Genomic DNA, 21,927 nt, shown 5'->3' on the forward strand with positions numbered 1-21,927 from the left:
GTCGTCTGACGGACACGCCTCGCCGGCTGCGCCCCCACATCATCTACCGATCAACGATATGTATCCCAGAACGCCGACATGCGATCGACCTGCCCCGAAGTAAACGAATCCATGCAGGCGTCGTCGGTATAATTCATGAAGTTCCGGATCGGGTCGAACCCACCGCCCCTGCAGGTGTCCCGGTTCATCGGGCAACCGTACGCGGCGCTGCGCTCAGCCGACGTGTCGTCGACCCCGTCATTGGTCTTGCTGCAGCCGCCCTGGAAGGTGTGGTAGAGGCCGAGCCAGTGACCGACCTCATGCGTCCCCGTATCTCCCTCGTTGTACGGCGCCGCGGCGCCGCCGGGCAACGAGGAGTGGAGCAGGACGACGCCGTCGTCGCTCGGGTTGGCCGTGTAGCTCGAGGGGAACGTCGCCCAGCCGAGTAGACCGCCGCCCGGGTTGGCCGTGTAGAGGTTGAGGTGGTCGGGACCACCCATGCGAAGCGCCGACTTGGCTTGCCGCTCGGCCGCGGAGCCGAGCTTCATGGTGTACCAGGTCGCGTTCGTCGTCCGGTCCACCGAGGCCAGGACGAAGCGGAAGCGGGTGCTCGCGTAAGCCTCGTTGAGCACGTCGATCTGCTCCTCGATCCTGGCCTGGGGCACGTTGCCGTTCGAGGTGCTCGTTCCCTTGTTGATGACGTGGACGTGCACGGGGATCTCGACGTCCGTCTGCACGGTGAACCCGACCGCCGCCTTGCTGCGAACGAACTGGTCGACGGCGTCCCGTTCAACCTCGCTCAGCTCGACGGTCGCGCAGCTGCGCCGCAGGGGAGCCGGGGCCGCCTCCACCTGCTCGGGCTCGACGTCGGCGACGACCGGTTCTTCCTCCTCCGCCGGGGTCGAGGGGTCGCCGTTGCACGCGGCGGCACTCAAGGCAGCGATCAAGACTAAGGCAAGTACCTCCGCACACGTCCGAGCTCGCATGGACATTCTCCTTGTTCACAGGCCCCGCAAAGGAAGCGGGAATATATATCCACGTTGACAATCAATTCAATTCCAAAAGGGCTGATTCCACTCAAGGCGACAAGGCGAGATTCCACGTCTTGGTCGTCTTGCGTCATCTCGTCGAACGCCGGCTGGTGCCTCGGGGCGCGCGCCGCGATGACGCGGCGCAACGGCGTGCGCGGAGCCGACACGCCGGCTGCTCCAACATGGAGCGATCGCTCCATTATGGAGCACACGGCGAGATCAACGCTGGCCGAGCGGCCCTCGACTCGAGGCCAGATAACGACCAGGACGCTGGCCGTTCCGCCTGTTTTCCATGTCCTCTGCGCATTCGGAAGCAGGCTCGAGGGGCTCATCCAGGTTTCGAGAAGCCCTCTGAGGAACACCGTATCGAGGCTCATCCGCCTGGCCTGTGCAGTTTGAGCCATGGTCGAATCGAGGCGCGCGAGGTTATCCAACTCGCCATCTGCCCCATTACTCAGCGTAATCCGACGGCCGCGCTCGCTGCGCCGGCGCGCTCCGGGCCGCGCGGCGCACGCGTGCCCGTGGTCCGGGCGGGAGAGCGGCGAGCTCCTACCGGCCCGGAGGGCGCTCGGCGGCGGCCTCGCCGCGCGACGTGCGGCGCGGCGAGGCGGCGGCGGTCGAGCGATCTCACTTACCCCCCGCGGCCGTCCCGGGGCGCGCGGCCGGCGAGCTCCGTGCATCCTGATTGCAGTACTGTCCTGGCGACGGTAGATGTCTCGCATGGCGCGTTCGAAAGCAGGTCAGTCCGCGGAGCAGCTCCGCGAGCAGATCCGGGCGACCGGCCTGCGAGCCACCTCGCCGCGCATCGCCGTGCTGCACAGCCTCGGCCGCACGCGGACGCCCGTCAGCCACGCCGAGCTCGCGGCCGAGCTCGCCCCCAAGGGGTGGGATCGCGCCACCATCTACCGGAACCTGATCGATCTCACGAACGCGGGGCTCGTGCGCCGCACCGACATGGGCGACCACCTCTGGCGGTTCGAGCTGCGCGAGGGCACCGGCGACCACGCGACGAACGAGCACCCGCACTTCATGTGCGACACGTGCGGAGATGTGCTCTGCCTCCCCGACGAGAGCATCGAGATCAAGGCGGCGCGCGGCGCTCCCCGCGCGCTGCGCCGCAAGGGCCTCCAGATCCAGATCAAGGGTCGCTGCGACCGGTGCGTTCAGCCCTGAGCCACGGGGCCACCGGCGCAGCGCGGCAGCCCTGAACCGCTGGGCAGCCTGAGCCGCGAGCCGCCTGCGCCGCGGGTCCCTCTGAGCCGCGCGAAGACGCGTCGCCCCGCGGGGATGCGACGGCTGTTCGCACCTCGATTGCAACATCAATTTGATGTTGATTAGGGTCCGGGGCTCGGGCATAGCCCACCGGCCCATGCTCGCGCTCGTCGTCGCCTTGTCGATCGCCGGCCTCGCCACGGGGCCGCTCCTCGTGGCGCTCGGCCGACGCCGGGCGCTGCCGACGTCAGCGCTCGACGGGCTGACGCTCGGGCTCGTCCCCGCCCTGGTCCTCGCGCGCCATCTCCCGCACGCGGTCGAGGAGATCGGGGCGCAGGCGGTCCTCTGGACGGCGCTCGGGTACATGGCGCTCTCGCTCACGGAGCACCGGCGGCGCGACACCGGCGAGGTCCTGGGGCGGGAGATCGCGTTCTCGGCGCTCGCCGTGCACGGGCTGCTCGACGGCGCCGCGCTCGCGCTGGCCGCGTCCGCGGCCGACGGCGGCGCGGACGGGGTGCTCTTCGCGAGCGCCGTCCTCGTGCACCGGCTCCCCGAGGGCCTGTCCCTCGCGGCGCGCTTCCTGCCCGCCTGGGGCTGGCGGCAGCTCGCCCTGCGCGTCGCTCTCCTCGGGCTGCTCACGCTGCTCGGCGCCCTCCTCGGCCAGCGCCTCATGGAGAGCCTCCCCCACGAATCGTTCGAGGTGTTCGTCGCGTTCGGCCTCGGCGTCCTCCTGCGGCTCGTCGTCCACACGCACGAGGCGCCGCCCCGGAGCCGGACGGCGCGGACCGCGAGCGCCGTCGCCTTCGTCTCGGGCCTGTGCGTCGCGCTCGCGCTCCCCAGCCCGGAGAGCTTCTTCACGCATGCCCACGCGTCCGAGCTGTCGATGGCCGAGTCGCTGGTCCCGCTGTTCGTCGAGACGGCGCCCGCCATGCTCGCGGGGCTCGCTGCGGCGGGGCTCATGCACGCGTTCTTCCCGCGTCTCGCGGTCGGACAGCCGCACGGCGGCGCCGCGCTGCTCTCGCTGCGGCTGCTCGGCCTGCCGCTCACCGCGGTGCGCGTCGCCGGCAGCGCGCTCCTCGCCGTGCTGGTCGCGCTCCTCGTCGCCAGGGTAGCCGGGTCGCCCGGCGCGGCGCTGCGCCGCAGCGCGCCCCCCGCCTCGGGCGTTGCCGCGTCGCCGGGCGCGCGACTCCGTGCGGCCGCCGTCGAGGCCGTCGGTCCTGCGCTCGATCGCGTGGCCGCGTGGTACCTCGGCGGCCTCGTGCTCGCCGCCGTCCTCGAGGCGACGATCGAGCCGGACGCGGCGCGCGCGCTCGGAGCGCCGGCCGACATCGTGGTGAGCGCCCTCATCGCGGTGCCGGTCTACATGTGCGCGCAAGGCGCGACGCCGCTCGCCGCCGTGATGATCCACAAGGGGTTCTCGGTCGGCGCGGCGCTCGCATTCCTCCTGGTAGGGCCCGCGACCAGCGTCGCGTTGCTCGCCATGCTGAAGCGGTCGCTCGGCGCGCGCGCCGCCGCCGCCTTCGCGCTCTTCAGCGTCGCCTTCGCCGTCGTTGTCGGCCTCGTCGCGAACGCGCTCGTCCCCGGCGCCGTGGTCCCGGACCTCCACGACCTCGCAGCCGGAGAGCACGCCGCCGTCGAATGGGCCTGCGCGGCGGCGCTCGGCGCGCTCCTGCTCTGGAGCTTCACGAGGCTCGGACCGCGCGCGTGGTTCGGCAACATGCTCGGCACCGGCGGCGCCCCTGCGCCCAGCCCGGCGGAGCCGCACGCGCCGGATGCGCACGCGCATCCGGCGCGGCGCGGCGATCATCCGAGCTGGACCGCCCCGTGATGATCGCAGTGATCGCCGTGCGGGCGGTGGAGGTGCCCGCCGACGAGGTAATCGAAATGATCGCCGTGGGGCACGGCCTCGTGGCCGCAGCCTTCCCCGTGCGTGTGCGCCTTCGCGTGATCCGCGCAGGCGTGGCTCGGCGTGCACGCGTCGGGGTTGTCGTTGCCGACCGGGAGCACGTGCTCGTCGAAATGATCGCCGTGCGGGTGATGCAGGTGTCCGTCGTGCAGGTAGTCGACGTGGCCCTCGTGCCGCAGCGCCTGATGTCCACATCCCTGCCCGTGAACATGAGCGTGCGCTTCGTGGGTGCGGTGATTGTCCATCGAGTTGCGTCCTTTCCGGGAAATGCCCGCTTCGAGCGCGCATGGCGGCCCCAGGAGAAACAACATGGGGCACCGATGCCCACCGTCGCAAGCAGCCGTCCATCCGCCGTGGTCTTGTGGCCGCGCCCGAGGAGCGTAGAGGCGAGCCCTGGGCTGGGACGAGCGCGCCGCCGAGGCTCGTCGCTCGCTCAGCGGCTCCAGTACCTGCCGAGGAGCACGAGCACCATCGCCCAGACCACGACCCCGAACCCCGCCGCGACGAGCATGGCCGGCGGCAGCCGCCTTCCGTGCTGCACGAGCCGCCCCAGCGTCCCCGCCGCGCCGCCGCCGCGCATCGCGGCGCTCTCCGGCGCGAGGCTGAGCTTGTCGCCCAGCACGACGTCCGAGGCGCGCCGCCCCTTCTGTCCCCGGAAGCGCGCGGCGCGCAGCTCGCGGAGCACGGCCTCGAGCTCCTTCGCGAGCACGCCCGCCGAGGCGATCCGATCGTCGCGCTCGCGCTGCAGGCAGGCGTCGACGACGCGGCAGAGGCGCGGCGGGAGCCCCGGCTTGCGCGAGGCGATCGGATCGCAGTCCTTGCTCAGGATGCGGACCATGAGCGCGTTGTAGTTCGGCGCCTCGTGCGGGAGCGTCCCGGTCAACGCCTCGTGCAGGACGACGCCCAGCGACCAGAGGTCGGCGCGGCCGTCCAGGTCCTCACGCCCCGCGGCCTGCTCGGGCGACATGTAGGCCGGCGAGCCGACGACGCAGCCCGTGTGGGTCAGCGCGAAGTTGTGCTCCTTCTCCAGCACCTTGCTGATCCCGAAATCAAGGATCTTCCCCACGAGCTCACCCAGGTGGTTGCGGTGCACGTAGAGGTTCGCGGGCTTCAGGTCGCGGTGGATGATCCCCTGCTGATGGGCCATGTCGAGCGCCCGCGCGAGGCCGATGAAGATCTCGACCAGCGTCTCCGGCTCGATCGTGTGCTCGCGCCGCAGCCACTCGTCGAGCCCCTCGCCGACGAGCAGCTCGAACACGAGGAACGGCGAGCCGTCCTCCGCCTGACCGAGATCGAGGATCTCGACGATGCTGGGGCTCCGCACGCGCCCGCTCGCCTTCGCCTCGTTGAAGAAGCGCTGGAGCGCGACGGCGTCCTCGGCCACCTCGGGGCGCATCACCTTGAGCGCCACGTCACGGTCGATGAGCTCGTTCTTGGCGGCCCACACCGACCCGCTGGCGCCTCGGCCCAGGATCTTCACGAGCCGGTAGCGAGACTGGATGAGATCGCCGGGGTTCACTGCTGCACCGAGGTGTCCCGGGGACGAGGGTGTCTTCCCCCCGGACCCACATCAGAGACGGGTCGGAGGATACCCCGGCGCATGGACGAGCGGTACCGCGGCGCCGCCAGGTCCAGCGGGGACCCAAAGTTCGCGAGGCGAGGGAGCGACAGCCCACGTTGCGCCCCAAGGGCCGCAGCGCCGCGCGCAGAAACCCTGGGTTTCGAGGCGCCGCGACGCCTCATCTCGGCGTCAGCGGCGCTCGACAAACACGACAGCGAGCGAGGAAGAGCGCGGGCAGCGAGGGTCACAGCGCAAATTTCCCGTGCGCCGGCCCCTGCGCTGCCTCGGGGGTGGGGAGGATCAGACGTCGTAATAGAGGAAGAACTCGTGCGGGACCGGGCGGAGCCGGATCGCGTCGACCTCGCGCTCGCGCTTGTAGTCGATCCAGGTCTTGAGGATGTCGCGGGTGAAGACATCGCCGCGGAGCAGGAACTCGTGATCGCGCTCGAGGCAGGAGAGCGCCTCGTCGAGCGAGCCCGGCATGTGCGGCACTTCCTTGAGCTCCTCGGGCGAGAGCGCGTAGATGTCCTTGTCGAGCGGGTCGCCCGGGTCGATCCGGTTCTGGACGCCGTCGAGGCCGGCCATCATCATGGCCGCGAAGGCGAGGTACGGATTGCAGCTCGCGTCCGGGAAGCGGACCTCGATGCGGCGGCCCTTCGGGCTGTTGCCGGGCGGCAGCGGGATGCGGATCGACGCCGAGCGGTTGCGGCTCGAGTACGCGAGGTTCACGGGCGCCTCGTAGCCCGGGACGAGCCGGCGATAGCTGTTCGTCGTCGGGTTGGTGAGCGCGGCGATCGCCTTCGCGTGCTTCAGGATGCCGCCGATGTACCAGAGGCCCGTGTCGGACATCCCGGCATAGCCGTCGCCGGCGAAGAGCGGCTTGCCCTCCTTCCAGAGCGACTGGTGGCAGTGCATGCCGCTGCCGTTGTCGCCGAAGACGGGCTTCGGCATGAACGTCACCGACTTGCCGTGCTTGCGGCCGACGTTCTTGATGACGTACTTGAACCACATGAGGTTGTCGGCCATCGTGGTCAGCGTCGAGAACTTGATGCCGATCTCGCACTGCCCGGCCGACGCCACCTCGTGGTGGCCGACCTCGACCCCGATGCCGGTCTCGATGAGCGTGGACATCATGTCCGCGCGCAAATCCGAGAGCGTGTCGGTCGGCGGAACGGGGAAGTAGCCCTCCTTCGCCCGGATCTTGTGGCCGAGGCCGGCCTTGCCGGTGTTCCAGACGGCCTCCTCGCTGTCGATCTCGTAGAAGGCGCCGCGCTGCGAGCTCTCGTAGCGAACCGAGTCGAAGACGAAGAACTCGGCCTCGGGCCCGAAGTAGGTCGTGTCAGCGATGCCGCTCGCGCGGAGGTGGTTCTCCGCCTTCTGGGCGATGTAACGGGGGTCGCGGCCGTAGGGCTGACCGGTCACGGGATCGCTGATCTTGCAGATCAGGCTGAGCGTCTTCTGGGCGTGGAAGGGGTCGAGCTTCGCCGTCGACGCATCGGGCGTCATCAGCATGTCGCTCGCGTTGATCGGCTGCCATCCGCGCACGGAGGAGCCGTCGAAGCCGATCCCCTCCTCGAAGATGTCCTCGTTCAGACGGGACACCGGGACGGTCGTGTGCTGCCAGATGCCGGGCAGATCGATGAACTTGAGATCGACAAACTTTACGTCGTTTTCCTTCGCAAACGCGACGACATCTTTCGCCTTCATGATCTTCTCTTTACCTCGCTGACTCGCTGCTCTCGCTGTATGTGACTCTACGGCGCGCGGGCTCGCTGCTGCCTGCCTGGGGTGTGGAGCCTGCGACCCGCCGCGAATGCCCTGTGACGCTCTACCCGCGGCTCGCCTAGATGGCGTCCTCGCCGCGCTCTCCCGTGCGGATCCGCACGGCTTCCTCGACGGGGACGACGAAGATCTTGCCGTCGCCGATCCGGCCCGTCTTCGCGCTCTTCTCGATGGCGTCGATCACGTCGCTGACCATGCTGTCCGGCACGACGATGTCGACCTTCACCTTCGGGACGAAGTCGACGACATACGCCGACCCTCGATAGACCTCCTTCTTGCCACCGGTCCGACCGAAGCCCTTTACCTCGGTCACCGTCATGCCCTGGATCCCGACCTCGGCGAGGGCGTCCTTGACCTCGTCGAGCTTGAACGGCTTGATGATCGCCTCGACCTTTTTCATTGCGCACGCCTGTGGTGACCGGATGCCCGCCAGGGTAAAATCCCGGGCGCTCACCCGAAAAGCCCCGCCGGAGCAGAGCCGGTAAAGGGGGGACGCCTCCGCCGGCGGCCTCCCGTCGATGTGCCGGGCGCCGCCCGGCCTCCGATCCGTGACGGGGTCCGCTCGGCCTCCCGAGCATTGCCCCGACGCTTGTCAACAGACTCAGGCCCCCATCCAGCAGAGCTGGATCGACGACCCTCTACCCCGGGCGCCGGCGCAGCGACCGGAGGTCCAGGCTGGTGTACCCAAGCTCATGTTTCCGGAATGTTTCGCGCATCATGCGTGCGTGAGAAAAGTGGTTCCGGCGTCAGAAAATCGGATCCCGCTTACGCTTTTCAATCCCTCCCGGGAGCTCCCGGGAGGAGGGCGCGCCCGGTCCCATCGCGCCGGCGCCGGGGGGGTGGGGCATGCTTTATCCATGCCCGGCCGGCGTGGACCCGCCTCCCGGCTCCGGCCGGGGATGGCTGAGCTCGCCTCCACGGCGCGCCCGAGGGGGTGGATCCCCCCTCCTGACAGGTCATGCCGCGCTCGCCTTGTTCTTGCGACGCGGCTCGAATAGTCTCCGCTGGCGAATCCAGTCGCGGGACAGCCCTGCCTGATGGCTTTGCCGAACAAAGCGAAGATCCCGGTAGGCACGGTCCTCGCCGGAAAATACCGCATCACACGCGAGATCGGACGCGGTGGCATGGCCGCCGTGTACGAAGCCGAGCACGTCGACATCGGCAAGCGCGTCGCGATCAAGGTGCTCGCACAGGAGCTGACGACCTCGGCCGTCGTGGTCGAGCGCTTCCTCCGTGAGGCCCGTGCCGCCGCGTCGATCCGCAGTCCGTTCATCTGCGACGTCTACGACTCCGGCAAGCTCGACGACGGGCGGCCCTTCCTGGTGCTCGAGCTCCTGGAAGGCGAGTCGCTGTACGAGCGCATGACGGTCGTCAGGTACCTCGACCCCGAGACCACCGTCACGGTGGTGTCCCAGGTGTGTCGAGGGCTCACCAAGGCGCACGCCGCCTCGATCGTCCACCGCGACCTCAAGCCGGAGAACATCTTCCTCACGAAGGACGAGGAGGGCCGGCTCTGCGCGAAGATCCTCGATTTCGGGCTCGCGAAGTTCTACGCGCCCGTCGACGGCGGCGACGCGCAGGCGCGCCTCACCCGCGAGGGCGCGGTGTTCGGAACGCCGGCGTACATGAGCCCGGAGCAGGTGCGAGGCCAGGGGGCGGTCGACCACCGCGCCGACCTCTGGGCGCTCGGTTGCATCACCTACGAGTGCCTCACCGGCCGCACCGTCTGGCAGACCGAGCAGGGCGTCGCGATGACGTTCGCGCAGATCGCGAACGCGCCGCTGCCGCAGCCCGCGGCGCTCCGCCCGGACCTGCCGCCGAGCTTCACGGTGTGGTTCGAGAAGGCGCTCGATCGCTCGATCGATCGCCGCTTCCAGACCGCGAGGGAGTTCGCCGACGAGCTCTCGATCGCGCTCGGCGTCGCGCAGCCGACGCCCCCGCGCGGCGCGGAGCCGTCGCAGGCAGGGCTCCTCCCGACGAGCGGCGATCCGCCGGCCGACGTGACGTTCGATCCGCCGGGGGTCGTCCGTGTGACCCCCAACGAAGCGCGGCGCACCGTCCCCTCGGGCCCGGCGGAGCGCGGGGGCGACCCGTTCGGCGGGCTCGACCTCTCGGGCCCGCACGGCGGCGCGCTGGCCGGGCGCGTGAGCCAGGGCGCGGGGCAGCAGATCTCGTTCTCCGGGGGCCCGGGCGACGCGTCGGTCCCCGATCCGCTCGCGCAGCGCTCGCCGCCGAGGCGCGGCGGCGCCGGTCGCGCGCTCGTCGTCTTCGGCGTGCTCGTGCTCGCCGCGGGCGCCGCTTACGCGGGCTACCTCCAGTTCCTCAAGCCGACGGCCCTGCCGCCCGTCTCGTCGAGCAGCGCGCCGCCGCCGCCGCCGGCCATCAGCGCGCCGTCGTCGTCCGCGCCGACCGCCGTGCCGGCGCGCGCCGACGCCAAGGCCGAGCCGCCCGGCCTGCCGTGGCCGCCGCTCGTCGCGCAGGCGCAGGAGTCGATCGCCGCGGGCGATCTCAAGGCCGCGCTCCGGCAGCTGAGGGACGCTCAGGAGAAGGGCAACCACGCCGTGCCTCGGACCCTGATCGAGCACGTGCAGGTCGCCATGAAGGACGCGAGCGGCAAGGCACCCTGCCAGCTCACCGGGCTCGCCCGGCCGCGCACGCACGATCTCGTGCGCGAGGGCGGCCGCGCCATCGGCGCCAGCCGGCCCTCGATCACGCTCGGGCCGCGCGGCGCGGTGGTCACCTGGACGGACTCGCACGAGGGCAGCGAGCACGCCTACACGGCGGTGCTCGACAGCGCGATGCGGCCGTCGTCGCCGGCGCTCGACGTGACGCCCGAGGGCCGCGCCATCGGGCGCCCCGAGCTGACCACCGCCGGCGATCGGCTGGTGCTCACGTACTGGGACGGCAAGGGGCCGGAGGCCGGCGTGCACGTGCGCTGGCTCGACGCCAGCGGCCGGATCGACGGGCCCGCGATGATGGTCGCCCGCTTCCTTCGGGGAGGGAACTCCTGGCCCTCGCTCGCGCGCGCCTCCGAGGGGTTCGTGATCGCGTGGTCGGACGACGGCGACAGCGCGTCCGAGGACCTCTTCATGCGCCGCCTCTCTCCGAACCTCGATCCGGTCGGCGAGATCATCCGGCTGACGGACGTCACCCCGACGGGCCCCTCGAAGCCGCGCGTCCGCTTCCCCTCGATCGCGGTGACGAACGACGTGATGCACCTCGCCTTCCGCTTCGATCGCGAGCCGATGCGGGTCATCCAGTACATGCGCCTCCCGCTCGCGAGCGCCGACAAGGGGCTCCCGCCGGCCGCCCCCGGCAAGCGCGCCGATCGCGCGCTCGGCGACCTGTCGCTCGTGAACAGCGATCGCGCCCGGAGCGACAACCCCTCGCTCGCCTGCGGCACGGGCGGCTGCTTCGTCGTCTGGCACGGCGAGGCGCCGATCGGGGGCGCCTCGGCCGCCTACATCGATCCGGCCAAGGGCCAGCCGCTCTGGCGCAAGAGGTTCTCGAAGTCCGGCGCGCGCCCGTCCGTCGCGATCGCGCCGAGCGGCCAGGCTCAGCTCGTCTGGTTCGAGCAGGGCCGCATGCTGACCGCATCGATCAACCGCGACGGCATCGGCACGCCCACGAAGTTCGCCCGCGTCAGCGGCGATCAGCCGGCGCCTTCGATCAGCCCCGGCGCGAGGCCTGGAGAGTGGTATGTCGCCTGGCTTGACTACGAGGCGGGTCATCTCGAGCCCTACGCCGCTCGCATCCAGTGCCGGTGACCCCATGCTCATCCTGCCACCTCGAAGCGAGGTCCGCGCCCGCCCCATCGAGACCGAGCGGCTGATCCTCGTGCCGATCGACCCGTCCGACGGCCCCGAGCTCTGGCTCGCGGTCAGCGGCTCGCGCGCACCCCTCCAGCGCTGGCTGCCCTGGGTGCAGTTCCACACGGATCCGGCCGCGAGCGTGCGCTTCGCCGAGGCGTGCGCCGCCGACTGGGATCACGGCAGGGCGCTGCGCTTCGTCATCCGCGAGCGCGCGCACCGCTCGCTCGCCGGCGTGGTCGGGCTCGAGTCGTGCGTGCACCTGCACCGCTCCTGCGAGCTCGGGTACTGGCTGCGCAAGGAGGCGACCGGACGCGGCCTCATGACCGAGGCGGCGCAGGCCGCGCTCGGGTTCGCGTTCGGCCACATGGGCGCGCACCGGGTGCGGGTCGCGGCCGCGACGGACAACCACGCCTCCCTCGCGGTCATCGGCCGGCTCGGCTTCCGCTTCGAGGGCATCGCCCGCCAGGCCGAGTGGTGCGACGGCCGCTGGCTCGACCACTCCGTCTTCGCGCTCCTGGCGACCGATCCCAGGTGAGGCGCGCCGTCCCCAGCGCTCTGGCGCCCGAGTCGGCCCGTACGCCGCTCGAAGCGCGCTAGCATCCTGCCTTCGCCGTGGCTCGCCGTCGTCGCCTCATCCGCTGGCCTCGCGGCACGATGCCGCTCGTGCCGCTCGCGCCCGCGATCGTGATCGTCGTGGGGATCGCCACGGCGGTGGCGATCGCGCTGATCGGTATCCGCCAGCTCGCCAAGATGAGCGATCAGGCCGCGAGTCTGCGCGCGGAGGTGCTGGCCGCGACGCTGTCGGCGCGGCTCCCGGGGACCGCCGACGCGGAGCGGACCGAGCTCCTCGGGCAGGCGGCGCGGCGGGCCGGGTCGGAGATCCTGCTCGTCGAGCACAGCGGCCACGTGCTGGTCAACGAGAGCTTCGGCGCGCCGGCCAAGGCCGACATCTTCCAGATGCTCACGCAGGGCAAGGGCGAGGCGATGACCTCGCTCGGCCGCGTCCGGTTCGCGGCGCGCCCGCTCCGCCCGCCGCTGTCCCACCTCTCGGTGCTCACCTTCGTCTCCGCGCCGAGCCCGCCGCCCGACTCGATCGCCCTCGGCAACGCCGTCGCGGCGCTCACGACGCTGCTGCTCGGCGTGGCGGTCGCGGTCGCGCTCTCGTTCACCAAGGCGGCGCGCGACGACGTCGACTACCTGCGCGAGCGCATCACGGCGATGGCGCGCGGCCAGGGCCAGAGCGCGTCGAGCACGGACCTGATCCAGATCGAGCCGGTGCCGATCCGATCGCTGGACCAGGTGGGGCTCCTGACGGCGGCCTTCAACCTGCTGATCACCCGCTTCGCCGCGGCGGAGCGCACCTACCGGGCGGACCTCCAGCAGGCCTCCGCGATGGACCGCGAGCGCTCGGCGTTCCTCGCGGGGCTCAGCCACGAGCTGCGCACGCCGCTCAACGCCATCCTCGGGTTCGCGCACGTCCTCGAGAGCGAGGTCGACGGGCCGCTCAGTCAGGACGCGCGCGAGGCGCTGTCCGTCATCCGGCAGAGCGGCGAGCACCTGCGCACGCTCATCGACGACATCCTCGATCTGTCGGCGCTCGAGACGGGCAAGCTCCAGCTCTCCCGCCGCGCCGTCAACCTCCGCGTCCTCGTCGATCAGGTGATGCGGGAGGCGTCCGCGGCGGCGCGCGACAAGCCCATCCAGCTGCGCGCCACCGGGGACCACGGCCTCCTCGCGCACGCCGATCCGCGGAGGGTGAGGCAGATCCTGACGAACCTCGTCTCGAACGCCGTCAAGTTCACGGCGCGCGGCTCGGTGAGCGTGCACATCGCCGCGCGCGGCCGCTACGCGGCGATCGTCGTCCAGGACACCGGCCCCGGAATCCCGCCGGAGGAGACGTCGGCGGTCTTCGAGGAGTACCGGCAGACCGGCGACGTGCGCGCTCGCCGGGCCGGGACGGGGCTCGGGCTCTCGATCGCGCGGCGCCTCGTCCTGATGCACGGCGGGACGATCCAGCTCGACAGCGAGCTCGGGCGGGGCTCGACCTTCACGATCACCCTGCCGCTCTGGGTGGTCCCGCCCCCCGCGCCCGCTCCGGTCCAGCCCGCGCCCGACGGGGCGGCGCCGCCCGTGAGCGAGCCAGGCGGCGGCCGCCCAGGAGGAGGAGGGAGGATCGCATGAACGAAGAGCGCATGAGGGATGACGCGATCCACTTCGCGCGGCGCGTGCTCGTCCGCCAGGCGCTGGTCGGCGTCGCCGCGTTCGGGGCGATCGCGACGCTCGCGCCGAAGCTGCTCATCCTGGAGCAGGACGTCGCCGCGAGCGTGCTCGCGGTCGGCGCGAAGATCGCACTCGCCGCGATCTTCGCGACCACGCTGCTGACGCTGCTCCGGCTGCGCACGCACCGGGACCTGTTGCGCTCGCTCATGATCGGCTCGCGCGACATCGATCACGAGGAGCTCGAGCGGTTCGCCGAGCTGCCGCCGTCGCTGGCGCTGCGCTTCGTGCTGGCGAGCTCGACGATCTCGAGCCTCACGATGATCCCGGGGATCAGGCCGGAGAAGCTCGACGACGGCCGCGCGGTCAGCCTGCTCATCCTCGCGATCACGATCCTCAGCGCGTCCGCGATCCCGCACTACGTGCTGACGCGCGCCACCACGTTCAGCCTCTTCGAGATCAGCCCGGCCGAGGCGATCGGCGCCTTGCTCGAGACGGCCGAGCTTTACCAGACGCCGCGCCGGCGGGTCACCTACAAGCTGCTCCTGGCCGTCGCCGCGCCGGTGCTGCTCGTCGGCGTCGGGGCGGTGCTCATCGCGAACGCGCACCTCCAGACGTTCATCGAGCGGAGCCGGCGCACGACCGCGGGGCTCATCGCGCGCACGGCGCTCGACCCGTCGCTCGGGGCCATCGCGGAGGCCCATCGCAACGACGTCGTGGCCTCCGCGGCGGAGTTCGGGTTCCTCGCGCGCGTGGAGCCCAACTGCGTGGGCGGGGAGCCCTCCTTCGGCCGCGAGGCCGACGGGCAGATCGCCGTGATCACGCCGCTCGACGGCGGCTGCGTCAACATCCGGTTCTCGGCGGATCTCGAGCCCTCCGCCGCGATCTGGGGCGCGCTCGTCGCGTTGCTCGCGGTGCTGGTCGCCGGGGCGCTAGGCAACCTGTTCGGCCGCGTCCTCGCGGCCGATCTCGTGCACGCCACGAAGCAGGTGCGCCTGCTCGGCACGGACAGCGTGCTCCGCGGCGGCACGCAGATCGCGCGCCCCGCCCGGTTCGCCGTCGTCGCTCGGCTCGGGCACGCCATCGAGGATCTCGCCGAGCGCTTCCGCGTCTTCGCCGCGGCGCAGGAGCGCGCGCTCGAGGCCCGCGAGGCGGCGCAGCGCATGCGCGGCCTCCTGTTCGCGAGCGTGAGCCACGACCTCAAGAGCCCGCTGAACGCGATCCTCGGGTTCGCCGAGCTCGTGGGCCAGGAGGACCTGACCGCCGCTCAGCGCGAGAGCCTGGAGCTCATCTCGACGCGCGGCCGGGAGCTCCTCGGCCTGATCGAGTCGATCCTCGACGCCGCGCGCGTCGAGGCCGGGCAGCTCACGCTCGAGCCCCAGCCGACGTCGGTCGGCGCGCTCATCGTCGGCGCGCTCCGCAAGGCGCGCGAGCTCGCGAGCGACGCCGACGGGGAGGTCGTCGTGGAGGTCGGCGACACGCTGCCGCTGATCCCGGTCGATCAAGCGTACGTGACGCGCGCGATCGCCGTCATCGTGGCGCACGCGCTCAGGACCGGCGCGGCCGACCCGTCCGCGCGCCTCGTGCGCCTCACCGCGACGATGGCCGGCGAGTTCAACAGCGAGGTCCGCATCGACATCGAGTACGGCAGCCGCGACGTGCCGCCCGACGAGCTGGAGGCGTTGTTCAGCCGGCAGACCACGTCGCGCGGCCGCGGCCTGACGCTCGGCCTCAGCCATGCGCGCTCGGTGATCGAGCTCCACGGCGGCTCGCTCGAGGTGGACGGCGCCCCGGACGGCCGCCCGCTCTGCCGCGCTCGGCTGCCGCGCGTTCCGCCCCCGCGCCGCCCCCGCCTCTCCTCGGTCCCCGCGCTCGGTTGACCTCGCCCGCAGCCGCGCGAACCACGCGCCACCGCGCGCGGGATCGCTTCCCTTCGCCCTGTGCCCGCGGTACTCCGGGGGCATGCCTGAACGGGCGCTCTCTCCTGCCGAGACAGGCGACGACGATCGCTTCGACCGCCTCTTCCGGCCTGCCTCGCTCGCGGAGTACGTCGGCCAGACCAAGCACACCGAGAACCTGAAGGTCTTCGTCGAGGCCGCGCGCCGGCGGCGCGAGCCGCTGGACCACATGCTCTTCTGCGGTCCGCCCGGGCTCGGCAAGACCACGCTCGCCCACATCCTCGCCCGCGAGATGGGCGTCACCCTCCACGTCACGAGCGGGCCGGCGATCGAGCACAAGGGCGCGCTGGCCGGGCTGCTGACCAAGCTGGAGCGCAATGACGTGCTCTTCATCGACGAGATCCACCGGCTCACGCCGGCGGTCGAGGAGAGCCTCTATCCCGCGATCGAGTCGTTCCAGATCGACATCATGACGGGCGACGGCCCGTATGCGACGACGATCCAGCTCGCGCTGAAGCCGTTCACGCTGGTCGGCGCGACGACCCGCACCGGGCTGCTCACCGCGCCGTTGCTGTCGCGCTTCGGCCACGTCGTCCGCCTCGATTTCTACCCCGTCGAGGAGCTCGAGCGCATCGTGCAGCGCAGCGCCGGCCTGATCAACGTGCCGATCGACGCCGGGGGAGCGCGCGAGATCGCGGCGCGTGCGCGGGGCACCCCGCGCGTCGCCAACCGCCTCCTGCGCCGGGTCCGCGACTTCGCCGAGGTGCTCGGCGACGGCGCGATCACCATGGCGATCGCGCGGAAGACCGCGGAGCGGCTGGAGATCGACGCGGCCGGCCTCGACGAGATGGATCGCAGGCTGCTGCGCGTCATCATCGATCACTACGACGGCGGCCCCGTGGGCGTCGACACCCTCGCCGCGGCGCTCAGTGAGCCGCGCGACACGATCGAGGACGTGTACGAACCGTTCCTGCTGCAGCAGGGCTTCCTCGGCCGCACGCCGCGGGGCAGGGTCGCGACCCGCCGCGCGTACGAGCACCTGGGCCTCGCGGACCCGGCAGCGAAGCAGGGGGATCTCTTCTCTTGACCCACGCCGCGTGGCGCCCCGGTGCGCCGCGCCGCCATGTGCCGTCCGCGATGTTTCGTGCTCGCGCTCTGGGATTGCGCCGTGACCCGGAAATCTCTCATCGCTCCAGCGTGGAATCGATAAGCTTGCGGTGTGTCGCGCCGTGATCCTGTGCTCGTCGTGGATGACGACGCCGTCAGCCGGCAGATGCTGCTGCACGCGCTGGCCGACGCGGGCATCGAGACCATCGCCGTCACCTCGGGCGCGGAGGCGCTCGCCTGGCTGAACGCGAGCGTACCCGCGCTCGTGCTGCTCGACCTCGTGATGCCGCCTCCGGACGGCTACGTCGTCCTCAGCGCCGTACGGGACGATCGCCGGACGCAGGACGTTCCGGTCGTCGTGTTGACGGCGCTCGACGCGGACGAGGACGTCGCCCGCGCCTTCGAGCTCGGCGCGGACGACTTCATCCGCAAGCCGTTTCGCCCGGCGGAGCTCATCGCCCGCATCCGCGGGCAGCTCCGGATCCGCGACTACGTCGACGCGCTCGCGCGCAGGGAGCACGACGCGAAGGTGGTCCTCGAGCTGACGCAGGCGCTGTCCTCGACGCTCGACTTCCGGAACATCCTCTTCACGGTCGTGCGCCGCATCGCCGAGGTGGCCCGCGTCGACCGGTGCAGCATCGTGCTCGTGCGCGACTCGGGCAACGTCGGCTACGTGGTCGCCGCGAGCGACGACAAGGAGCTCCGCGACCTGCCGATCGATCTCGAGAAGTACCCGGAGATCCAGCGCGTCATGCGCACGGGCGACGTGCTCGTGATCGACGACGCGAAGGCGCACCCGCTGTTCGACATCGTGCGCGCGGAGCTCCCGGAGAACGCGTTCCGCTCGCTCGCCCTCCTGCCCATCCTGTTCGAGGACAAGCCGCTCGGCGTGCTCTTCCTGCGCGGGCGGCAGCCGGTGGCCCCCGATGCGCACGAGCTCTCGCTGGCCCGCACGGTCGCGAGCGCCACCGCGATCGCCCTGCGCAACGCGCGCATCCTGCAGTCGCTCCGCGACCAGACACAGAAGAGCACCTTCGCCCGTTTCGAGGCGGAGCGCCGGCTGAAGGCGCTCCAGCGCTACGCCGACTTCTTCCACTCGACGGCGGACGGCATCATCGTCGCCGATCCCGACGGCCACATCCTCTTCTCCAACCCGCGCGCCCAGGCGATCACCGGGCGCACGGCGGAGGACCTCGAGAGGGCGAACCTGGCCGACGTCGTCGATCCTCGCGAGCACCCGCTCCTCGAGGAGATCCGGGCTGGCTTCGCCAAGGGGTCGTTCCCGCACATGGTGGACTTCACCGTGAGGCGGGGCGAGCACGAGAAGCTCATCTTGAGCTTCAGCTTCAGCAGCGTCCTCCGTGAAGAGAGCGGCGCCGTCCTGGTCAGCTTCCGCGACGTCACCACGGAGCGCGCCACCGAGGCGGAGCTCACCAAGACCAAGGAGTTCCTGGAGCGCGTCATCGAGAGCTCCGTCGACGCGATCGTCTCGGCCAACATGGAGGGCATCGTCCTGCTCTTCAACCGCGCCGCCGAGCGGATCTACGGCTATGACGCGAAGGAGGTCGTCGGCGTGATGAACGTCCGCGCGCTCTACCCCGACCACAACGCCGAGCAGATCATGAGGCTCATCCACGCGAAGGAGCACGGCGGCCCCGGCCGGCTCGAGGGCTATCGGACCGAGGTCCTGGCCAAGGACGGGTCGCGCGTCCCGGTGCACCTCTCCGCAGCGTTGATCTTCGAGAACGGCGTCCCGGTCGGCTCCGTCGGCATCTTCACCGACCTGCGCGAGCGGATGCGGATGGAGGCCCGCCTCACCGCGGCGCAGGAAGAGCTCCGCGCTCGCGAGAAGCAGGCCATCATCGCCGAGCTCGCGGGCGCGGCCGCGCACGAGCTGAACCAGCCCCTCACCAGCGTGCTCGGCTACGCCGAGCTGATCTGCCGCCGGATCGACGACGCGTCCCCCATCATGGGCGCCGCGGCCACGATCCGCAGCGAGGCCGAGCGGATGGCGGAGATCGTCCGCAAGATCGGCAAGATCACCCGCTACGAAACGAAATCCTATGTCGGCGCCGCGAAGATCATCGATCTCGACCGGTCGAGCGGCGACGACCCGAACAGGGTGATCGGGTGAGCGGAAGGAGCGCGGAGCGCCGGGGGAAGCAGCCGTTGTCCGACGCTCCCGTCACGCTCCGGAAGCCCCTCACCCGGGACATCCCGCTCGAGTGGATAGACAGCCTGCTGATCGCGTCGAGCGAGCTGGATCCATCGGCCTCCATCGACCAGCGCGCCTCGGCGCTGCTCGGCGCAGCCGCGAAGGTGCTCCCGGGCTGCGGGCTCGGCGTGTACATCCCGGGAGCGACGGGCGCGCAGGTGGCCGTCCGGGTGTCGCCGCGCGCTCGCCGCGACGACAGCCGCGATCCGGCGCGGCTCCTCCCGGAGTTCGCCTTCGAGCGCGTCGTATCCATCGAGCCCGAAGGTCGCTCGACGATGCACATCGCAGCCGACGACGCCGGGTACCTCGACAGCGCGTCGATCCAGGCGCTTGTCGACCGGCTCGTGCTCACCCTGGGCGCGTCGCTCCGCGAGGCGCGTGCGCACGAGTCGCTGCGCGCGCAGGTCATCCAGGCCGAGAAGCTGGCCTCCCTCGGCAAGATGGCCGCCGGCGTGGTGCACGAGCTCAACAACCCGCTCACCTCGATCCTCGCCTACTCCGAGTACCTGCGCCGCAAGGGCGAGCGCAGCGGCTTCGACCCCTCGGACCTCGAGCGGCTCGCGCGGATCAACGAGGCGGCGGATCGCATCCGCCGCTTCTCGCGCGATCTGATCGCCTACGCGCGGCCGTCCACGGAGAAGCCGGGCGCCGTCTCCCTCCACGACATCATCGAGCGCGCGCTCGTCTTCTGCGAGCACCTCCTCGACCAGAGGGGCGTCACCGTCGACCGGCGCTTCAGCGAGATACCTCCCGTGCGGGGCGTCATCGATCCGCTGACGCAGGTGTTCGTGAACCTGTTCACGAACGCCGCGCACGCGATGCACGAGCACGGCGGCTGCCTCGGCATCGCCACCGCGATGTCGCCGGAGGACGGCTACATCACGGTGACCATCCGGGACGACGGGCACGGGATCGACGCCGAGCACCTGCCGAGGATCTTCGACCCGTTCTTCACGACCAAGACCGACGGGACCGGCACCGGGCTCGGCCTGAGCATCGTCAGGAACATCACCGCCTCGCACGGCGGCAGCATCCGCGCGGAAGCGTGCGCCCCGCGCGGGACGGTCTTCTATCTCGACCTGCCCGTCGCGCTGCCGTCCTCGGCGCGCCGCTGAGCGGGCGCCGAGCGCTCTCGGCTCAGGGCGCGACCTTGATGCCGAGCACGAGCACGCCGCCCATGTGCTGCTGACCCGCCACGAAGAAGTTCTCGCCGGCCTTCGCGTTCACCTCGAGCAGGGGCAGGAACGTGTTGCCGCCTGGCTTCTGGATGCTCGCGCTGACGACGAAGCGCTTCGGCTCGTCCTGCTTCTTCGCGGCCACCACGTCCTTCAGCGACACCATGAGGACGCTGCCGTTCGGCAGCTTCGTGGTGGTCGGCTTGCCCTTCCGCAAGCTGATTTTCAGCCGATCGAGCAGCTTGTAGCTGTTGTACGCCGAGAACGGCGGCTTCCCGAGCTCGGGCATCTTGCCGATCTTCGGATCGATGCCGGTCCCGTCGTTCGTCGCATGGAGGACCACGACCTCGGACGAGATCGCGGCGTCGGCGGGCGCTGCCGGAGCAGGGGTCGGCGCCTTCTCTTGCGCGACGGCGGGGGAAGGGCTCGCGCCGAGCGCCAGGACCATCATCGCGGTGATCGCACTCGCAAGAAATCTCATCACTGTCCTCCCGGACCGTCATCGGAGAGCCAAACCACCGTGGTCGTCGGGCCTGAGGCCGCGGCCTCCCGCGGAACGTAGAAGATGGTGCCCATGCGCGCCCCGAAGTCGACCGCGGCGACCTCGACGCCGGGCTCGATCTCGCCCTCGCCGCTCGGCGCGGCGGCGGGCTCGTGCGCCGGCGCCGCAGCCGGGGGGGCGAGCACCGCGGAGGGCGCCGGCGCCGTCAGCACCGCGCTGGGCGCCTCCGCGCCCGTCCGGCCCCAGACCATCATCGCGGCGGCCGCCGCCACGGCGAGCGCCGTCAGCGCGAAGATCCCGCGCGCGTTGTCGTTGGCCGGCGACCCCTGAAGCCGCGTCCGCGCGCGGGGCGCATCGCCCGACGGCGACGCCGCGAGCGGCTGCACGACAGCGCCTCCGCTGGCCTTCGCGCCTCCGCTGGCCTTCGCGGCGCCCCCCCGCCCTTCGAGGATCTTCGCCATGACCCCGTCGGCGATGCCGTCGGCCGCGCTGGAGGCGAGCGCGCTGTCCCGGATCATGTCGGCTGCGGTGACGAGCCCTGCGACCTTCGCTCGGCAGCGCGGGTCATGGATCAGGTAATCCTCCACCTGCCGATGGCGAGCCTCATCGAGCTCACCGTCGACATAGAGCATCAGCTCCAGATCCGTCGGCGGGAGGCTCGCGTCCCCGTGATTCGCGTTGCTGCTGTTGGCGGTACTCACGCGATCTCCTCCGGGTCCTCTGCGGCGGCCCTGCCCTCTTCCTCCGCGTAGCAGTCAGCAAGGGCGCGCTGAAGCTTCTGACGGGCGTGGAACAGGCGGCTCATGATCGTCCCTTTCGAGACCTCCATCGCCTGCGCCATCTCCTCGTAGGACATCCCCTCGACCTCCCGCATCAGGATCACGCCTCGGTGGTAAGGGGGCAGCGCGTCGAGCGCGGCCTGGATGCGCCCGGCGATTTCCCGGCGCCGGACGACGTTGAGGGGGTCGGCGCCGTCGATCCGAGCAACGAGCGGGAAGTCGGACTGCTCGTCGGCTGCCTGGTTTTCCTGAAGCTCGACGTCGCGGCGCCCTGGCTTCCGCATGAGATCGATCGCCAGGTTCGTGACGATCCGGTAGAGCCAGGTAAAAAATGAGGAGCCGCCCTGAAAGGAGCCGAGCCCCTTGTAGACGCGGAGAAAGGCGTCCTGCACCAGCTCGCGCGCGTCGTTCTCGTCGCGGACGAGCCCCATCGCGATCGCGAAAGCCCTGCGCTGGTGTCGTTCCACGAGCGAGCGGAACGCCGCCTGGTCCCCCTTCTGCGCCCGCTCGATGAGCTCACGATCTTCCTCCGCTTCCCGCCGTCGTGCCTCGCGATTGGACGCACGGGCGGAAGCGCTATTCAGGCGCGCGTGGAGCTGCTCCGCTCTGCGGTGGGCGTCCCCCGCGGACGGGAGATCGCCTTCCATGTCACCCGGCGCATCGCCGGGAGGGCCGGGAGGTGCGGCCGGCTCGAGCTCGTCCGGGGAGGAAGGTACAGAGGCCACGGGATCAGCTTACCTGAGGAGGCTGG

The 21,927-nt window shown here is 71.1% G+C and carries 17 protein-coding genes; 9 read left to right on the forward strand and 8 right to left on the reverse strand.

Features of this window, described 5'->3' with window-relative positions:
- Positions 1–50 precede the first annotated feature (50 nt).
- Entirely contained in the window at positions 51–965 is a 915-nt protein-coding gene (locus WMF17_RS36595; RefSeq protein ID WP_437598010.1) for a zinc metalloprotease, read from the reverse strand.
- 765 nt (positions 966–1,730) lie between these two features.
- Here WMF17_RS36595 and WMF17_RS36600 point away from each other — a divergent pair.
- Positions 1,731–2,183, forward strand: a complete 453-nt coding sequence (locus WMF17_RS36600) for a Fur family transcriptional regulator (protein ID WP_437598011.1) — start codon at positions 1,731–1,733, stop codon at positions 2,181–2,183.
- Between the two features lie 196 nt (positions 2,184–2,379).
- Positions 2,380–4,050 carry a permease gene (locus tag WMF17_RS36605; RefSeq protein ID WP_437645679.1) on the forward strand — a complete coding sequence of 557 codons (1,671 nt, stop codon included), beginning with the start codon at positions 2,380–2,382 and terminating at the stop codon, positions 4,048–4,050.
- Here the strand turns inward: WMF17_RS36605 and WMF17_RS36610 are convergent.
- From WMF17_RS36610 to WMF17_RS36625, 4 genes are all read right to left on the reverse strand, one after another.
- The gene (locus WMF17_RS36610; protein WP_437598013.1) at positions 4,026–4,373 is read right to left on the reverse strand and encodes a hypothetical protein; all 348 of its coding nucleotides are present in this window, start codon (positions 4,371–4,373) and stop codon (positions 4,026–4,028) included. The two genes, WMF17_RS36605 and WMF17_RS36610, sit on opposite strands and share 25 nt — an antisense overlap.
- A gap of 188 nt (positions 4,374–4,561) precedes the next feature.
- Entirely contained in the window at positions 4,562–5,647 is a 1,086-nt protein-coding gene (locus tag WMF17_RS36615) for a serine/threonine-protein kinase (protein ID WP_437598014.1), read from the reverse strand.
- A gap of 342 nt (positions 5,648–5,989) precedes the next feature.
- On the reverse strand, positions 5,990–7,396 hold the full coding sequence (gene glnA / locus WMF17_RS36620) for a type I glutamate--ammonia ligase (protein WP_437598015.1): 1,407 nt from the start codon (positions 7,394–7,396) through the stop codon (positions 5,990–5,992).
- A 136-nt stretch (positions 7,397–7,532) separates the two neighbouring features.
- Entirely contained in the window at positions 7,533–7,871 is a 339-nt protein-coding gene (locus WMF17_RS36625; RefSeq protein ID WP_012239819.1) for a P-II family nitrogen regulator, read from the reverse strand.
- A 637-nt stretch (positions 7,872–8,508) separates the two neighbouring features.
- Between WMF17_RS36625 and WMF17_RS36630 the strand changes: the two genes are divergently transcribed.
- The 7 genes from WMF17_RS36630 to WMF17_RS36660 all read left to right on the forward strand — a co-directional run bounded on the left by WMF17_RS36630 (position 8,509) and on the right by WMF17_RS36660 (position 19,835).
- A complete protein-coding gene (locus WMF17_RS36630; protein WP_437645681.1) occupies positions 8,509–11,238 on the forward strand; it encodes a serine/threonine protein kinase in 2,730 nt (909 codons plus the stop codon).
- Positions 11,239–11,242: 4 nt separating this feature from the next.
- Positions 11,243–11,818: a GNAT family N-acetyltransferase gene (locus WMF17_RS36635; RefSeq protein ID WP_437598017.1), complete on the forward strand. Its 576-nt coding sequence runs from the start codon at positions 11,243–11,245 to the stop codon at positions 11,816–11,818.
- Between the two features lie 77 nt (positions 11,819–11,895).
- Positions 11,896–13,464: a sensor histidine kinase gene (locus tag WMF17_RS36640; protein WP_437598018.1), complete on the forward strand. Its 1,569-nt coding sequence runs from the start codon at positions 11,896–11,898 to the stop codon at positions 13,462–13,464.
- Positions 13,461–15,380: a sensor histidine kinase gene (locus WMF17_RS36645; RefSeq protein ID WP_437598019.1), complete on the forward strand. Its 1,920-nt coding sequence runs from the start codon at positions 13,461–13,463 to the stop codon at positions 15,378–15,380. Before WMF17_RS36640 ends, WMF17_RS36645 begins: the two co-directional genes overlap by 4 nt.
- A gap of 82 nt (positions 15,381–15,462) precedes the next feature.
- Positions 15,463–16,485, forward strand: coding sequence for a Holliday junction branch migration DNA helicase RuvB (ruvB, locus tag WMF17_RS36650; RefSeq protein ID WP_437598021.1), 1,023 nt, complete (start codon positions 15,463–15,465; stop codon positions 16,483–16,485).
- A gap of 159 nt (positions 16,486–16,644) precedes the next feature.
- Positions 16,645–18,639 (forward strand): PAS domain S-box protein, encoded by a 1,995-nt coding sequence (locus tag WMF17_RS36655; protein WP_437645683.1) that lies wholly within the window; start codon positions 16,645–16,647, stop codon positions 18,637–18,639.
- Entirely contained in the window at positions 18,636–19,835 is a 1,200-nt protein-coding gene (locus tag WMF17_RS36660) for a sensor histidine kinase (RefSeq protein ID WP_437645685.1), read from the forward strand. The genes WMF17_RS36655 and WMF17_RS36660 overlap by 4 nt, the downstream gene beginning before the upstream one ends.
- A 22-nt stretch (positions 19,836–19,857) precedes the next feature.
- Here the strand turns inward: WMF17_RS36660 and WMF17_RS36665 are convergent, their stop codons facing one another.
- Genes WMF17_RS36665 through WMF17_RS36675 form a run of 3 tightly spaced genes read right to left on the reverse strand, consistent with a single transcriptional unit; the run spans position 19,858 to position 21,901 of the window.
- A complete protein-coding gene (locus WMF17_RS36665; protein ID WP_437598024.1) occupies positions 19,858–20,376 on the reverse strand; it encodes a hypothetical protein in 519 nt (172 codons plus the stop codon).
- Positions 20,376–21,098: an anti-sigma factor family protein gene (locus tag WMF17_RS36670; protein ID WP_437598025.1), complete on the reverse strand. Its 723-nt coding sequence runs from the start codon at positions 21,096–21,098 to the stop codon at positions 20,376–20,378. Before WMF17_RS36670 ends, WMF17_RS36665 begins: the two co-directional genes overlap by 1 nt.
- The gene (locus WMF17_RS36675; protein WP_437645687.1) at positions 21,095–21,901 is read right to left on the reverse strand and encodes a sigma-70 family RNA polymerase sigma factor; all 807 of its coding nucleotides are present in this window, start codon (positions 21,899–21,901) and stop codon (positions 21,095–21,097) included. Before WMF17_RS36675 ends, WMF17_RS36670 begins: the two co-directional genes overlap by 4 nt.
- Positions 21,902–21,927: the final 26 nt, after the last annotated feature.

It is taken from the genome of Sorangium sp. So ce362 (assembly GCF_051519845.1).
Classification (GTDB): Bacteria; Myxococcota_A; Polyangia; order Polyangiales; family Polyangiaceae; genus Sorangium.